The following is a 14,558-nucleotide window of genomic DNA, read 5'->3' as shown; positions in this document are numbered from 1 at the left end:
TTCCCATTCATTGGGAATCTGATTTTTGAGAACCGAGAATGTTCTGGCATTCTGATTCCGTTATTCATTGTGGGTAGTTTTCATCGTGAACGCGGAACAGGGTGTGACAGGGGCTGAACGGGTGCTGCTGGTGCTGGCGGCACTCGCCAGTCATGGCAAGGCCATGTCGGTCAAGGATCTGCTCGCTGTCACCGGTCTCGCGCAAAGCACCCTGTACCGGCAGATCGCGCTGCTCAAGCGCTGGGGTTTCGTCGCGGAAAACGCGGGCTATTACGCGCCGGGTCCGATCAGCCTGCAACTGGCGCTTGGCTTTGACGTGAATTCGTTGCTCGTCGAAGCGAGCCGCAGCGAAATGCAGCAACTCGCGCGTGCCTCGCAGGAAAGCATCGGCCTCGTGGTTGCTGTCAAGCATCAAGTGATGTGCCTCGAAATGGTCGACAGCCAGCACTCGTTGCGCTGCTCGTTCGAAAAAGGCCGCGCCGTGCCGCTGAAAGCCGGTGCTTCGGCGAAATCGTTGCTGGCGTTCATGGCCGACAAGGCGCGCACCGAAGTGCTCGACAGCGTGTTCGACAACGACCCCGCCGGCCGTGCCGCGATCGAAGCCGAACTCGAACAGATTCGGGCCCAAGGCTACGCCGTCAGCGACAGCGAAGTCGACCCGGGCGTGTGGGGCGTGAGTGCCCCGATTTTTCATCGCAGCGGACGCAGCGCAGGCAGCAGCGCGTCGATCACGCTGATGGCGCCGTCGACCCGCGCCATTGGCCGCGAAAGCCAATTCATCGACGGGACGCTACGCACGGCCCGCGCTATTTCCGAGCATATGCAAACCGATTGATCGGGCAAGGCCGTTTCCGGCCGGATTCGATCTGGATACCGAACGAACTGAGCGAACTGAACGCACCACAAGGAGCCCTCCCATGAAACTGAATCGACTGTTGTCCCTCGCATGCGTCACGTTTGCAGTGACGTTCGCCGGATTTTCCGGCGCCGCCTCCGCACAAACGTCGGACGTGCTGAACGTCGCCACCGACGCGACCTTCCCGCCGATGGAATACACCGAAAACGGCGCGCGCACCGGCTTCGACGTCGACATGATGAATGCGCTTGCGAAAGCGATGGGCAAACGCGTGCAATGGACCGATATCGACTTCAAGGGCCTGGTTCCGGGCCTGATCGCGCATCGTTTCGACGCGGCGATCTCCGGTATCTACATCACCGACGAACGCGCGAAAGTGATCGATTTCACCGATTCGTATTACGCCGGCGGCCTCGTGGTGCTGGCGAAAGACGGCTCGCCGATCAAATCGGTGGCCGACCTGAACGGCAAAAAAGTCTCGGTCCAGGTCGGCACGAAGTCGGTCAATTTCCTGCGTGACAATTTCCCGCAGATCAACCGCGTGGAAGTCGAAAAGAATCAGGAAATGTTCGACCTGGTCGGCATCGGCCGCGCCGATGCCGCCGTGACCGGCAAGCCCGCCGCCTATCAGTTTGTAAAGACGCGCAGCGGTTTCCACGTGCTCGACAAGCCGCTGACGACCGAAGCCTACGGCATCGCCGTGCGTAAGGACGAACCGCAACTGAAAGCGGCATTCAACACGGCGCTGGCAAAGATCAAGGCCGACGGCACGTACGCGGCGATCGTCAAGAAGTGGTTCGGCGCCACCGCGCAATAACCGGCTGAGCAGACATAATGGAACTCGATTTTTCGCCGGTAATTGCCGGCTTTCCGGACATCATGCATGGCGCGTTGGTGACGGTCGAAGTGACCGCTGCCGCCCTCGCGCTGAGCTGTGTGCTGGGCCTGCTGATCGGTATCGGCCGGCTTACGCCGAAGCGGCGCGTCGTATACGCCTTCTGTACCGCGTACCTCACGTTTTTCCGCGGCACGCCGTTGCTCGTACAGCTCTTCCTGTTGTTCTTTGGCTTGCCGCAATTCGGCATTCTGTTGCCGGCGTTCGTGTGCGGGATGCTCGGGCTCGGCCTGTATTCGGCGGCCTATGTATCGGAGATCGTGCGCGGTGCGATTCAATCGGTGGATCGCGGGCAGATGGAAGCGGCGCGTTCGATCGGCATGTCGTCGGGGCAGTCGATGCGTGCGATCATTCTGCCGCAGGCGATCGTTCGCATGATTCCGCCGCTTGGCAACGAGTTCATCGCGTTGATCAAGAACTCGGCGCTGGTATCGCTGCTGACGATCGACGATCTGATGCACGAAGGCCAGAAGATCATCAGCGTGTCATACCGATCGCTTGAAGTGTATCTGGCCATCGCGCTGGTGTATCTGGTGTTGACGCAGGTGACCAATTACGCGCTGCATCGTGTGGAGCGCCGCTTGCGTGCAGGAGGGATGGTGCAATGAATACCGTAGCCAAAGTGGATGAACCTATCGTCAGCATTCGCGGACTGACCAAATCGTTCGGCTCGCATACCGTGCTCAACGGTATCGACTTCGACATTCAGCCGCAGCAGGTCGTGGTGGTGATCGGGCCGAGCGGCTCGGGTAAAAGTACTTTTCTGCGTTGCTGCAACGGGCTTGAAGAGGCTGAAGGCGGCACGATCGATATCTGCGGGCATCGGCTGGTGGATCAGGGTGCGATGCTCAAGGAGCGTTCACTGAATGCGCTGCGCACCGAAGTGGGTATGGTGTTTCAGTCGTTCAATCTGTTTCCGCATCTGTCGGTGCTGCACAACATCACTGTCGGTCCGCGAATGTTGCGTGGCGCCAGCAAGGCCGAAGCTGAAGCGGCCGCCACCACGTTGCTGGAAAAAGTTGGCCTCGCCCACAAGGCGCATGTGATGCCGGCGAGTTTGTCGGGTGGTCAGAAGCAGCGCGTTGCCATTGCTCGCGCGTTGGCGATGCAACCACGCGTGATGCTGTTCGACGAACCTACGTCCGCGCTCGATCCCGAGTTGGTTGGCGAAGTGCTACAAGTGATGAAGCTGCTCGCGAGCGAAGGCATGACGATGGTGGTTGTCACGCACGAAATGGGTTTCGCGAAAGAAGTCGCTGACGTAGTGGTGGTAATGGATGGCGGCGTGATTGTCGAGGCTGGACCGCCTGCTGAGATTTTCTCGGCGCCGTCGCAGCCGCGCACGCGGGCCTTCCTGCAGGCGGTGTTGTCGCGCGCATGAGAGTTCCATTCGATGACAAGATGTGGAGCGGCCGTTCCGACGATGGAGAGCCCGGCGACACCCGGCGTATTTTCAATCAGGTGGTGCCGTTCGCGTTCGACCGCTCGTTGCAGCATGAGGACGGTGTTCATGTGGCACAGCGCAGTGGAAGCGATGCGCCGGTAATCGTCGGCTTTGGTTCCGATGAAGGCGTGCGGCGCAATCAAGGGCGTACCGGCGCGGCACATGCGCCTAAGGAGCTGCGTCGAGCGTTGGCGGGCTTGCCGGCGAAGACCTCGATGGCGGCACTCGCCGATGCAGGCGATGTGGTGTGCGATGACGGCGACCTCGAAGGCGCGCAGGCGGAACTCGCGAACGTGGTGAGCGACGTGCTCGCGAGCGGCGGCCGGCCCCTGATATTCGGCGGCGGCCATGAGGTTGCGTGGGGGACGTATAGCGGATTGCGCTTGCATCAGGACCGTATGGATGAGGCGGCAAGCATCGGTCGGGGTGCCGCAGTTGCGCCGGCAACGCCAGTGACGGCGGATGCGGAAGCAAGTGCAGATGCGAGTTCGACAGGCATGTTGGTAACTGCAACGCGCAAGCTCCTCATCATCAACTTCGACGCCCACTTCGATCTGCGTCAGAAGCGGCCCGCCAATTCGGGCACGCCGTTCGATCAGATTGCGAGCGACTGCGCCGAACGAGGCGTGCCGTTCAACTACGCCTGTTTCGGCATTAGCGATCTGGGCAACACGGCTTCGCTGTTCACACATGCGGAACGACTCGGCGTGCACTACGTGCTCGACATCGACATGCAGGAGCCGCAATTGCCGCAGCGTCTGGACGATCTCCAGCAGTTGCTCGATGCAGCGGACGACGTCTATCTGACCATCGATCTCGACGTGCTCCCTGCCGCCACCGCGCCAGGTGTTTCGGCGCCTGCCGCGTTGGGTGTGCCTTTGTCGGTAGTCGAAGCGATGGTGCAGCGCGTGCGTGCGTCGGGCAAGCTGCGCGCGGCGGATATTGCGGAGTACAACCCGTCTCTCGATCAGGATAAGCGTACGGCGAGGGCGGCAGTGCGATTGGCGTACCGGTTGCTTTAACGCACGCTAACTGCAGCGCGCAACACAGCACCGTGCAGCAAAGCGCGGGGCGACGCCGGTCACAAAACAAAACGGCTCACCGGATTCCTCCAATGAGCCGTTTTTCATCTCCAGCGCAGCACTACTTACTGCACAAACGCCCCAATCGACAGGAACGGATTCACCTTGCCGGCATAGTTCGCGGGATCGTAAGTCAAGCTGGGCTGATTGACTCCGTTCATCAGCAGACCGTACACCGGACCCACCCTGACCATCACACCCGTATCGCCCGCTTTGTAGATGGCCGAGCTGCCGGACATCAGGTCTTTGGTTGCTGTCACATTGACGAGGCCGGGCTGTGTCTGCGTGAAGTCGAGCGAGAAGTTGCTCGACAACGACGACGTGAACGGATTCAGCAACGCGGCCGACGGGCTCTGGAACAAGGTCGCGCCGTAGTTCACCCCTGCATTGAACGAGGCGCTGCCGTCGCCGCACGTGCCCACGGCGGCATAGACCAACTGCCCGTTGAAGTAGATCGCAGTGGGACCTTGACCGATGCTGGTCACCACGCCACACGCCGAAGCGCTGTTGGCGCCGATGTATCCGCCGCTCAAGGCCGTTTGGGCGATCTTCGTGGCGGGCGCCAGCAGCGAGATGCCGAGCTGATCGTCGAGGGCGTTGTTCGTGATATTGAGCGGGTTCGCATCGGTATGGGCATAACCGACGCGAATCACAACCGGCACGAGCTGGTTGCTCACCTTGCCGACGATCATGATGCCGTGCGCCTGGCTCTGCGAGAAGAGCAGTTGCAGCACGCTTACGCCGACTGCGGGATAACTCAGGGTGCTCGCCGAACTCGAGCTGACGAACACGTTGTCCGGCGTGCCATCGGCATTGGTGCGCAGAGTCCACGGCGTGCCGGTCATCGCGCACGAGTACAGCGACGAATCGGGTGTACAGGAACCGTCTGCGTTGAGTGTCTCGCTGGCCTGAATCGCGGTCGGCGACCAGCCGGTCATCGATTGGCCGTCGGCGCTCTGTGCGAAGCTGCCTTCCGGGTTCACGCGGAATCCCAGTTCGTTATATGTGCCGGCCACCTGCGTGAAGTCGCTGACGGTCTCGCTGAAGCCGAGGAACGGGTACGAGTCGAACGTGCGCGATGGCACGACACCAATCAGAAATCCGGGGAAGGGTTCGAGTCCGTCGAACTGGATCGTCGCCCCTGGAATCCCGCCGCCGATGATCCCCTGACCGACGAACAGCATCGGCGGATCCTGCGGATTGATCGTGACGCTGTAGCTGCCGTCGGCAGTCGTGCCGTTCTTCAGCATGATCGCGCAGCGGTTCTGTTCGGCGGTCGGCAACGCAAGCGCGCCGCTCGGGTTGTCGTAGTCGCCGGTGATCGTCATGCCGGCACGCGTGTTGTTCACCTGGCCCGCCGAGGTCGGTACGGCCGATTCGATGAAGGTCATCTGGTATTGCTTCTTCGTCGAATCGAATTTCATTTTGATGTATTCGCCGCTGCCCGAACCACCGGTGTAGGTGGTCGAATAGTCGAGCGTGTCGGGGCACAGCTTGGCCGCGGTAACCGGTGTGCCCGTTGGCTGGCCCTGTGCCGGGCAGGTGCTGCCTGAGCATTGCGGTACGGCCACGGCGGCGGGATCATCTGCTTTGCCGCCGCCACATGCGGCAAGCAGCACAGGCAGTGCGAGTGCTGCTATGAGTGTCGCGGCGGATGAGCCGCCGTGCAGTTTGAATGCCATTGTTTGTCTCCTCGTGAATCGTTGTTCGTTATTAATTGGCGCGGCTTAGCGACGCGATTAAGCGGGCGCCGCGCGGCGCTGCTGATCTTTTCTTTGCCCTGTTTCCTGAATTGCGGTGTCCGGGTATTGGCGCCCGGTTTATCGGCAAACCAGGTGCTGTAAGCCGACGAAGTAGGCCTGGTCGATATCGGATGCCAAAGCGGAATCTCTGCCTCAGGCTGACTCAAATAAGCTCAAATAGGCTCTCGAACCATGCCTGGCGGCGACATGCGTCAGCAAGCGCGACGGGCAGCCGGGTTATTAAGTAAAACAGCGAAGATGAGGTGCAGCGGAAATGGCGTTAATGCAAATAATCGACGTGGCGTATGCATTCCGGATTGCGGATTTCGCCTGAGTTGTTCTGGATGACATTAACGTCTCCTTGGCCTGTTATTAGATTTAATGTTTGCGGCTGAACATTAAGCCGGTACTGCGGACTTGTATATAGTGGCATTAATCCAAACCCGATCCATGCGTTTTCTCGCCGTGCCATGGGGCTTACACCGACATTTCAAACAGACGTATGTATGGATGTTCGCTTCGACAGGACGGATTGCGGATTCTTGCCTGCTTCATCCTGAGCGAACGTAAACTTGACTCTGTGCGTATGCACATATAGACTGCCGAACATGAACCGTCCTCTCTCTTACGACGAATGCAACTGTTTCGCGCTGCGCCAGGCGGCCCGGCACGTCACGCAGATCTACGAGCGCCATCTTGGCCAGGTAGGGCTGACGGCTGCGCAGTTCACGATTCTCGCCAAACTTGCGCGCACACCGAACCTGCCGATGGTGGAACTCGCGGAGACCATGGTCATGGAGCGCACCACGCTGGTTCGCGCCATGAAGCCATTGCAGCGGGACGGGCTGGTGGTCTCCGAATCGGCGGAGCATGACGGCCGCACGTTTCTGTTCAGTCTCACCGAAAAGGGCGAAGCCATCTTCGATCAGGCCGCCACCGCCTGGCGGGCCGCGCAAGACGAGTTCGAGGAAAAGTTTGGCCATGCACGTGCCAGGTTGCTGCGCTCCGAACTCTTCAGTATCACCGGATAGACAAAGCGCATGAACTCGTTCCGACGAATGTCGGTACGCCTGATTATGTGCATACGCACTCACAAAAAAGGAAGCGCGACGATGGAAGGGCTCTTCGACGACGACTGCTTTGCGATCCGCCAGGCCGCACGCTATGTGTCGCAACTTTACGACCGCCACCTGGAGAACGTCGGACTCACCATCACGCAGTTTTCGCTGATGGGGCGTCTGAAACGCATGGGCCCGATGACCATGAAGCAACTGGCCGAAGCGATGCGCATGCAGCGCACCACGCTGGTCCGCACGATCCAGCCGCTGCGGCGTAACGGGCTGGTGTCGAGTGCAGCGCTTGGCCCGGATGCGCGAGCACTGTCGATTGCGTTGACGGTGGCGGGCGAGGAACGTCTGGTAGCCGGGCGCGAGCGTTGGCATGCCGCACAAGCCGAATTCGAGCATCGATTCGGCGAGCAGCGTGCGGCAGCATTGCGCAGCGAGTTGTTTGCAATCACACGAGATTCCATCTGAGGCCTCGCATCTTGCGAGACATAGCCGGCGCAGCGTAATACGCCGTTTTTTCAAGCTCAAAAAGTGCATACGCACATTCGACCATCATGTCCACTACACCCTCGACTATTGCACCGCCCAGCGTGGCGACCGCCGCCAAACAGGCACGGCGCATTCCGTGGATGCTGCTCGCGATCATCACGGTGCTCGCCGTGTTGGCGCTTGCCGCGTCGTACTGGTTCTTTGTCGGCCGCTTTGTCGAAACGACGGATGATGCCTACGTGGGCGGCGATGTGACCGTGATGTCGCCGAAGGTGAACGGCTTCGTCACGGACGTGCTGGTGCGCGACAACCAGTTCGTCCACGCGAACCAGGTGCTGATCCGGCTCGACGCGCGCGATTACGACGCTCGCCTCGCGCAAGCCAGCGCGGAAGTGCAGAGCGCACAAGCCGCCGTCACCGAGTTGCAGGCGAAGAAGTCCTTGCAGCTCGCCACTATCAACGAGCAGGCAGCCGAGGTGCGCGCCTCCGGCGCGGAGTTGACGCGCAGTGCCGCCGATCAGACGCGGTATCGCGAACTGGTAAAGGACGATGCGGTATCGAGCCAGGTCGTCGAACGTGCGGACGCCGATCTGACCAAGGCGCATGCCGCGGTCGACCGCAGCGGCGCAGCGTTGATTGCGGCGCAACGGCAGATCGCCGTGCTCGACGCACAGATCGGCGATGCCGAGGCGCGTATCGCCACCGCGCAGGCGGCACAACGTGTCGCGGCATTGAACGTGGAGTACACCACGATCCGCTCGCCGATCGACGGTTACGTCGGCAATCGCACCGCGCGGGTGGGCCTGCTGGCGAACACGGGTGTGTCGTTGCTGACCGTGGTGCCGTCGAGTGGATTGTGGATCGACGCCAACTTCAAGGAAGACCAGTTGAAGAAGATGCACGTTGGCGACGGTGTCGACGTCGATCTCGATGCATCGAGCAAACGGATTCACGGCGTGGTTGAGAGTCTCGCACCCGCGACCGGCGCGACCTTCAGCGTGCTGCCCGCTGAGAACGCCACCGGCAACTTCACGAAGATCGTGCAGCGTGTGCCGGTGCGTGTGCGTCTCGATGTGCCGAAGGACATGCAAGGCGTGCTGCGCCCTGGGCTCTCGGCGACGGTGAAGGTGCATATCGACGCCGCCAACGCGCCGGTCAACGGATAAATCAATCATGGCTCAAGCTCCAGCCGACTTCGCCAATCCCGCCGACCAGCCAACGCGCACCAAATTCTTCGCGTTCGCGCTGATGTGCCTTGGCTTTTTCATGGCGACGCTCGATATCCAGATCGTTGCGTCCTCACTCAGAGACATCGGCGGTGGTTTGTCCGCGAGCCAGGACGAACTTTCGTGGGTACAGACTTCCTATCTGATCGCCGAAATTCTTGTGATTCCGATGTCGGGCTGGCTCACGCGGGTGTTTTCCACGCGCTGGCTGTTCGCGTTCTCAGCACTCGGCTTTACGATCACCAGCATGCTGTGCGGCCTCGCATGGGACATCAACTCGATGATCCTGTTTCGCGGTTTGCAGGGTGCGCTCGGTGCGGCGATGATCCCCACCGTTTTCACCACCGCGTTCGTACTTTTCCCCGGCAAACAACGGTTGATTGCGTCCACCACCATCGGCGCGCTGGCCACACTCGCGCCGACTATCGGCCCGGTGATAGGCGGCTGGATCACGTCGCAATGGTCGTGGCATTGGTTGTTTTATCTGAACCTCGTGCCGGGGCTCGCCGTCACGCTGATGGTGCCGAAATACGTCCACATCGACAAAGCCGATCTTTCCTTGCTAAAAAAAGGCGACTATCTCGGCATCCTGCTGATGTCCGGCTTTCTCGGTTGCCTCGAATATGTACTGGAAGAGGGCCCACGCAAGAACTGGTTCGGCGACGACGTGATCGTGCTGTGCACGTGGGTATCGGCGATCTGCGGATTCCTGTTTCTCGTGCATGCATTCACCGCGAAAGAGCCGATTGTCGATTTGCGCGCACTGGCGATTCGCAACTTCGGCATAGGAAGTTTTCTGTCGTTCGTCACCGGGATCGGGATTTTCTGCACGGTGTTTTTGACGCCAGTGTTCCTGTCGCGCGTGCGTGGTTTCGATTCGCTGCAGATCGGTTTGGCGCTGCTGTCGGTCGGCTGTTTCCAGTTGCTTGCGCTGGTGGCGTATTCGACGCTGGCTCGAATCATCGACATGCGCTGGCTGATGGTGTTCGGACTTGTTCTATTCGGTGTCGGGTGCTATCTCTACGTGCCGTTAACCAGTCAGTGGGGCTGGAAAGAACTCCTGATACCGCAGGCGTTGCGCGGCATCGGCCAGCAATTCTGCATTCCGCCTATCGTCACCATGGCGCTCGGCTCCTTGCCCCCTTCGAGGCTGCGTTCGGCGAGCGGCCTGTTCAATCTGATGCGTAATCTCGGCGGTGCTATCGGTATTGCAGTGAGCAGCACGATGCTCAACGATCGTTTGAACCTCCATTACGAGCGGCTCGATGAACACCTGAGCGCGGGGCGTCCGGTGGTTGAATCGATTTTGCAGCAGCAAAGCGCGCACTTCGCGGCGGTGGGTGGCGATGCGCTGAATGCGGCCAATGCGGGCCTCGGCGAATTGCATGCACTGCTGTTGCGCGAAGCGCTCGTGCTCACGTTCTCCGATACGTTCTTTGTGCTGTCGCTCTGTTTTGTCGTTGGTTTGCTGAGCGTGCTGTTCTCGCGCCCGTTCGGCAATACCGCGCCGCCGCCCGATGCTCATTGAGGAATTCAGCATGAAACCAATCGTTATCAAAGTACTGGCGAGCGCGGCGCTGCTGACGCTCGTGGCATGCGCCGTGCAACCTGAAACACATGCGGATCTGCAGCATACGGTTCAAACCGTCGCGCCGACCGCATGGAATGTCGATGCGCCGCAAGACAGCGTTAGCGCCGATACGTGGTGGGCGCAATTCGGCGACCCCGTCATGCATCAACTGGTCGAGTCGGTGCTGACGGGCAATCTCGACGTACAGGCTGCGGCGGAACGCGTCAAGCAGGCCCAGGATCTCGCGACGCAAAATCGCGCGGCATTGCTGCCGGAACTGAACGCCAGCGCTACCGCATCGGACTCCCGGCAGAACACGCCGCCGCCACTCGGCTATGTGCGTCAGGCCGGTGTCGGCGTGACGGCGAGCTGGACGCCAGACGTTTTTGGCGGTGAACGTCTCGCTGTTCTGGCAGCACAAGCACAAGTGTCAGGTCGTCAGGCGGCCTTGAATCAACTGCGTCTGGCACTCGCCGCGAACACGGCGGCGGCGTATATCGATCTGCGCTGGGCACAATCGCAATTGCAGATTCTCAGCGACAACGAACAGATCCGCGCCCGCGCCTTGAAACTTACGCAGGAACGTTTGCATTACGGCCTGTCGACGCAACTCGACGTGGCGCGTGCGCAGAACCAGTTAGAGGATTTGCAGGCGCAGATTCCGCGCATGCAGTCGACCGTCCAGCATCAATTGAGTCTGATTGCAGTGTATTCGGGACGCACACCGGAGAGCGTCGACGGCGTGCTGCCAGCTGATCCACATAACGCACGCGACATTCCTGTGCCCGCGCAAAGCGTGCCGCAGACACTGCCGTCCGACGCGCTGTTGCAGCGGCCCGACGTGCGCAATGCCTACGCGACGGTCGAGCAGCGCGCGGCAGAAGTGGGCGTGTCAAAAGCGCAGCGTTACCCGCAGTTCAGGCTCAATCTCGCGGACGGGTTGCTGGCCTCGTCCTACCTCGGCTTGCCGACGCTGACCGATAACCTCTTCAGCGCCGCATTAAATGCAACGAGTCCGATCTTCAATGCCGGCCGCATCACCGCGAACATCGACGCGAGTGAGAGCCGGATGCGCGAGTCGCAACTCGGCCTGCAGCAGACCATGCTGCAGGCGCTAAAGGAAATCGAGGATAACCGCAGCGATCTGGTGACGGGTGCGGTGCAGGTGCAACGTCTGGGCGGCGCGCTCGATGCGTCGAACCATGCGCTGCATCTGTCGAGTGAACTCTACAAGGGCGGCGCGACGGATTTTCTCGATGTGCTCGCCGCGCAGGAGGCGTACCTGCGCGACGCGGAGTCGTTGAATCAGGCCAAACGCGAGCATGCGCTCGCGGCGGTGGCGTTGTACCGCTCGCTGGGCGGCGGCTGGGATGTTCCTGAGACGGTCGCGGCCGTATCGGCTAATGAAAGATCGGCAAAGCCAGAAAACCCTTGATGACGATCGCATTGGCAATGTCGATAAAGAACGCGCCCACCATCGGCACCACCAGAAAGGCGAGATGAGAATGCCCGAAACGGGCCGTGACAGCTTGCATATTCGCAATGGCGGTGGGCGTGGCGCCGAGTCCGAAGCCGCAATGACCGGAGGCGAGCACGACAGCGTCGTAGTTGCGGCCCATCACGCGGAACGTGACGAAGATCGCATAGAGCGCCATCAAAATGGTCTGCGCGACGAGAAGAGAAACGACGGGCAGTGCGAGCGAGGCGAGATCCCAGAGTTTAAGCGTCATTAGCGCCATGGCAAGGAACAGCGCGAGGCTCACGTTGCCGAGCAGGGCGACCGCGTGATCGATAACGGGCTTGCCCGCGAGCCCGAGTGCATTGCTCAGTACCACGCCGACGAATAGCACGCAGACAAAAGTCGGCAGCTCGATCGCCGTGCCGGCCAATACCTTTGAGAGCGCGTCGCCGGCCGCGAGGCTGATCGCAATCAGCGCCAGCGTCTCGATGAAGGCGGCGGGTGTGGTGGCTTGCTCCGCCTTCGGTTCTTCGAAGGCGAGCGGTGGTTCGGCGGGGCTATTGTTCTGGCTTTCGCCGTTGCTCCCTGCGGGGCGCCCGGCCGGCGCGACGTCTTTGCTAACGACTTGCCGCATCAGCATGCGAGCCACCGGGCCGCCGAGAATGCCGCCCATCACAAGGCCGAAAGTCGCGCAGGCGATCGCTGCCTCCGTGGCGGACTGAAGCCCGTGGTGTTCGGCGAACACCTTGCTCCATGCCGCACCGGTGCCATGACCGCCGGACAATGTGATCGAACCGACCAGCAAACCGTATAGCGGATCGATGCCCAGTACATAAGTGAGAGCGATGCCTACTGCATTTTGCAGTATCAGCAGGCCGATCACGAGCCCGAGGAAGCGCAGCAGGAGCGGCCCGCCTGACTTGAGGCTGGCGAGGTTGGCGTTGAGGCCGATAGTCGCGAAGAACGCGAGCATCAGTGGCGTTTGCAGTGCTGTGTCGAAGCGTACTTCGATCTGGCTCGTCATGCGCAGGATCAATAGGACGATTGCCACCAGGAGTCCGCCGGCAACGGGTTCGGGAATCGTATAGCTGCGCAGCAGAGGGATCCACCCGACCAGCCTGTTTCCTAGCAGCAGAACCAGTGAAGCCGTGACGAGTGTTCCATAGATACCGACGTTCATAGGCCACCTCGTTGAGCATGAGTGATGGTCACAGCGTTACGAGGCGTCTGACGGCGTGCGGAGCGGCCAGGGAGCGAGCGAGAAACGCCTATAGCGTGAGGGTACCTGAACGGAGTTGATCCAACAACGGCCGCCGCAAGCCGGGATTGTCGCGGACCGCTTAGCTGTCGGTATCGAAGCAAGACCATATTTAAAGTTTTCTCCAGCATCGGTTTCGATTAGCATCATTGCCACTTTCACGAGAACACCAAGAGACATGGCACTGATCGCACGAAACTTCCTCGGCATTGCCGTACTGCTGCTGATCGCTTTCATCTTTTCGACCAACCGGCGCGCCATCCGCTTACGGACTGTAATTGCGGCACTCCTTGCGCAGATCGGTATCGGGGCCTTCATTCTCTTCGTGCCGTTCGGCAAGACGGTCCTCGCGGCTGCGGCGTCCGGCGTCAATCACGTCCTCGGCTATGGCAATGCGGGCATCGAGTTTCTGTTCGGTGGCCTCGTGCAATCGAAGATGTTCCAGGTCTTCGGTGACGGTGGTTTCGTTTTCGCCGTGCGGGTGCTGCCGGCCATCATCTTCGTTACCGCGCTGATTTCCGTGATGTACTACATCGGCGTGATGCGCTGGATTGTGATCGTGCTCGGCACGCTGTTCCAGAAACTGCTCGGTGTTTCGAAGCTGGAATCTTTCTCGGCCGTTACCACGATCTTCCTGGGTCAAAGCGAAATGCCTGCCGTGGTCAAGCCGTTCGTCCGCGACATGACTGGCGCCGAACTGTTTGCGGTGATGTCGAGCGGCATGGCGGCGATTGCCGGTTCGGTGCTGGCCGGTTATGCGGGCCTCGGTGTGCGGGTTGACTATCTGCTGGCTGCGTCGTTCATGGCGGTGCCAGGCGGCTTGCTGTTCGCCAAGATCATTCACCCGACTACCGAACCGAGCCGCGTGCATCTCGAGAACCTCAGCTTCGACGAGAAGCGTCCCACGAATGTGATTGAAGCCGCGAGTTCAGGCGCGACAGTGGGTCTGAAAATCGCCGTGATGGTCGGCGCGATGCTGATTGCGTTCGTCGGCCTGATCGCGTTGCTCAACGGCATTGTGGGCGGCATAGGCGGCTGGTTCGGCCATCCGCAACTGTCGATGCAATCGGTGCTCGGCACGGTCTTCGCACCGCTCGCGTATCTGATCGGCGTGCCATGGAACGAGGCCGCAATCGCCGGCAATTTTCTCGGGCAGAAGGTCATTCTGAATGAATTCGTTGCTTATGCGTCGCTGTCGCCGTATCTGAAAGACGCCGCAAGCGTGAGCGCGGCCGGCCTGCAGGCACTCGATCCGCGTACCATTGCTATTCTGTCGTTTGCGTTGTGCGGCTTCGCGAACTTCGCGTCGATCGCGGTGCTGACGGGCGGCTTTAGCGCCGTCGCGCCGGAACGCCGCGCCGAAGTCGCGCGCTACGGCCTGCGTGTCGTGCTCGCCGCGACGCTCTCGAACCTGATGAGCGCCACGATTGCGGGCATCTTCCTGACGCTGAATTGAATTGAATCGAGGAT

General features: G+C 60.6%; 13 protein-coding genes. 11 read left to right on the top strand and 2 right to left on the bottom strand.

The genetic code is table 11. The features are described 5' to 3' along the window. The first annotated feature begins 85 nt into the window (after positions 1 to 85). From PQR40_RS18260 to PQR40_RS18240, 5 genes are all read left to right on the top strand, one after another. On the top strand, positions 86 to 835 hold the full coding sequence (locus PQR40_RS18260) for an IclR family transcriptional regulator (protein ID WP_408337196.1): 750 nt from the start codon (positions 86 to 88) through the stop codon (positions 833 to 835). 82 nt (positions 836 to 917) lie between these two features. Then, positions 918 to 1,673, top strand: a complete 756-nt coding sequence (locus tag PQR40_RS18255; protein ID WP_408509517.1) for a transporter substrate-binding domain-containing protein — start codon at positions 918 to 920, stop codon at positions 1,671 to 1,673. A 17-nt stretch (positions 1,674 to 1,690) separates the two neighbouring features. Continuing rightward, a complete protein-coding gene (locus PQR40_RS18250) occupies positions 1,691 to 2,359 on the top strand; it encodes an amino acid ABC transporter permease (RefSeq protein WP_408228233.1) in 669 nt (222 codons plus the stop codon). Continuing rightward, the gene (locus tag PQR40_RS18245; protein ID WP_408228230.1) at positions 2,356 to 3,132 is read left to right on the top strand and encodes an amino acid ABC transporter ATP-binding protein; all 777 of its coding nucleotides are present in this window, start codon (positions 2,356 to 2,358) and stop codon (positions 3,130 to 3,132) included. The genes PQR40_RS18250 and PQR40_RS18245 overlap by 4 nt, the downstream gene beginning before the upstream one ends. Beyond that, positions 3,129 to 4,217, top strand: coding sequence for a formimidoylglutamase (locus tag PQR40_RS18240; protein WP_408509516.1), 1,089 nt, complete (start codon positions 3,129 to 3,131; stop codon positions 4,215 to 4,217). Before PQR40_RS18245 ends, PQR40_RS18240 begins: the two co-directional genes overlap by 4 nt. A gap of 125 nt (positions 4,218 to 4,342) precedes the next feature. Here PQR40_RS18240 and PQR40_RS18235 read toward each other — a convergent pair whose 3' ends face one another. After that, the gene (locus tag PQR40_RS18235) at positions 4,343 to 5,959 is read right to left on the bottom strand and encodes a DUF2957 domain-containing protein (RefSeq protein WP_408509515.1); all 1,617 of its coding nucleotides are present in this window, start codon (positions 5,957 to 5,959) and stop codon (positions 4,343 to 4,345) included. Between the two features lie 668 nt (positions 5,960 to 6,627). On the opposite strand from PQR40_RS18235, the gene PQR40_RS18230 reads away from it, so the two are divergent. From PQR40_RS18230 to PQR40_RS18210, 5 genes are all read left to right on the top strand, one after another. Beyond that, the gene (locus tag PQR40_RS18230) at positions 6,628 to 7,050 is read left to right on the top strand and encodes a MarR family winged helix-turn-helix transcriptional regulator (RefSeq protein ID WP_408228221.1); all 423 of its coding nucleotides are present in this window, start codon (positions 6,628 to 6,630) and stop codon (positions 7,048 to 7,050) included. Positions 7,051 to 7,131: 81 nt separating this feature from the next. Next, positions 7,132 to 7,554: a MarR family winged helix-turn-helix transcriptional regulator gene (locus tag PQR40_RS18225; protein WP_408387889.1), complete on the top strand. Its 423-nt coding sequence runs from the start codon at positions 7,132 to 7,134 to the stop codon at positions 7,552 to 7,554. Between the two features lie 86 nt (positions 7,555 to 7,640). Continuing rightward, a complete protein-coding gene (locus tag PQR40_RS18220; RefSeq protein ID WP_408228215.1) occupies positions 7,641 to 8,741 on the top strand; it encodes an HlyD family secretion protein in 1,101 nt (366 codons plus the stop codon). 7 nt (positions 8,742 to 8,748) lie between these two features. Beyond that, positions 8,749 to 10,329, top strand: a complete 1,581-nt coding sequence (locus PQR40_RS18215; RefSeq protein ID WP_408337200.1) for a DHA2 family efflux MFS transporter permease subunit — start codon at positions 8,749 to 8,751, stop codon at positions 10,327 to 10,329. A 10-nt stretch (positions 10,330 to 10,339) separates the two neighbouring features. Then, on the top strand, positions 10,340 to 11,806 hold the full coding sequence (locus PQR40_RS18210; RefSeq protein ID WP_408387887.1) for an efflux transporter outer membrane subunit: 1,467 nt from the start codon (positions 10,340 to 10,342) through the stop codon (positions 11,804 to 11,806). Here the strand turns inward: PQR40_RS18210 and gltS are convergent. After that, the gene (gltS, locus tag PQR40_RS18205; protein WP_408387885.1) at positions 11,772 to 13,010 is read right to left on the bottom strand and encodes a sodium/glutamate symporter; all 1,239 of its coding nucleotides are present in this window, start codon (positions 13,008 to 13,010) and stop codon (positions 11,772 to 11,774) included. The two genes, PQR40_RS18210 and gltS, sit on opposite strands and share 35 nt — an antisense overlap. A 256-nt stretch (positions 13,011 to 13,266) precedes the next feature. On the opposite strand from gltS, the gene PQR40_RS18200 reads away from it, so the two are divergent. After that, on the top strand, positions 13,267 to 14,544 hold the full coding sequence (locus tag PQR40_RS18200; protein WP_408337206.1) for a NupC/NupG family nucleoside CNT transporter: 1,278 nt from the start codon (positions 13,267 to 13,269) through the stop codon (positions 14,542 to 14,544). Positions 14,545 to 14,558: the final 14 nt, after the last annotated feature.

Origin of the sequence: Paraburkholderia sediminicola, from assembly GCF_046026855.1 — a bacterium.
Classification (GTDB): Bacteria; Pseudomonadota; Gammaproteobacteria; order Burkholderiales; family Burkholderiaceae; genus Paraburkholderia; species Paraburkholderia sediminicola_A.
The sequence above is the reverse complement of the archived record's forward strand: the minus strand, read 5'-3'. Positions and strand labels throughout refer to the sequence as shown.

What these genes read in the sequence shown, in the direction of transcription:
- PQR40_RS18235 (WP_408509515.1), bottom strand. Translation starts at nt 5,959, where the DNA reads ATGGCATTCAAACTGCACGGCGGCTCATCCGCCGCGACACTCATAGCA.
- PQR40_RS18215 (WP_408337200.1), top strand. Translation starts at nt 8,749, where the DNA reads ATGGCTCAAGCTCCAGCCGACTTCGCCAATCCCGCCGACCAGCCAACG.
- gltS (WP_408387885.1), bottom strand. Translation starts at nt 13,010, where the DNA reads ATGAACGTCGGTATCTATGGAACACTCGTCACGGCTTCACTGGTTCTG.
- PQR40_RS18245 (WP_408228230.1), top strand. Translation starts at nt 2,356, where the DNA reads ATGAATACCGTAGCCAAAGTGGATGAACCTATCGTCAGCATTCGCGGA.
- PQR40_RS18255 (WP_408509517.1), top strand. Translation starts at nt 918, where the DNA reads ATGAAACTGAATCGACTGTTGTCCCTCGCATGCGTCACGTTTGCAGTG.
- PQR40_RS18230 (WP_408228221.1), top strand. Translation starts at nt 6,628, where the DNA reads ATGAACCGTCCTCTCTCTTACGACGAATGCAACTGTTTCGCGCTGCGC.
- PQR40_RS18225 (WP_408387889.1), top strand. Translation starts at nt 7,132, where the DNA reads ATGGAAGGGCTCTTCGACGACGACTGCTTTGCGATCCGCCAGGCCGCA.
- PQR40_RS18200 (WP_408337206.1), top strand. Translation starts at nt 13,267, where the DNA reads ATGGCACTGATCGCACGAAACTTCCTCGGCATTGCCGTACTGCTGCTG.
- PQR40_RS18210 (WP_408387887.1), top strand. Translation starts at nt 10,340, where the DNA reads ATGAAACCAATCGTTATCAAAGTACTGGCGAGCGCGGCGCTGCTGACG.
- PQR40_RS18250 (WP_408228233.1), top strand. Translation starts at nt 1,691, where the DNA reads ATGGAACTCGATTTTTCGCCGGTAATTGCCGGCTTTCCGGACATCATG.
- PQR40_RS18240 (WP_408509516.1), top strand. Translation starts at nt 3,129, where the DNA reads ATGAGAGTTCCATTCGATGACAAGATGTGGAGCGGCCGTTCCGACGAT.
- PQR40_RS18220 (WP_408228215.1), top strand. Translation starts at nt 7,641, where the DNA reads ATGTCCACTACACCCTCGACTATTGCACCGCCCAGCGTGGCGACCGCC.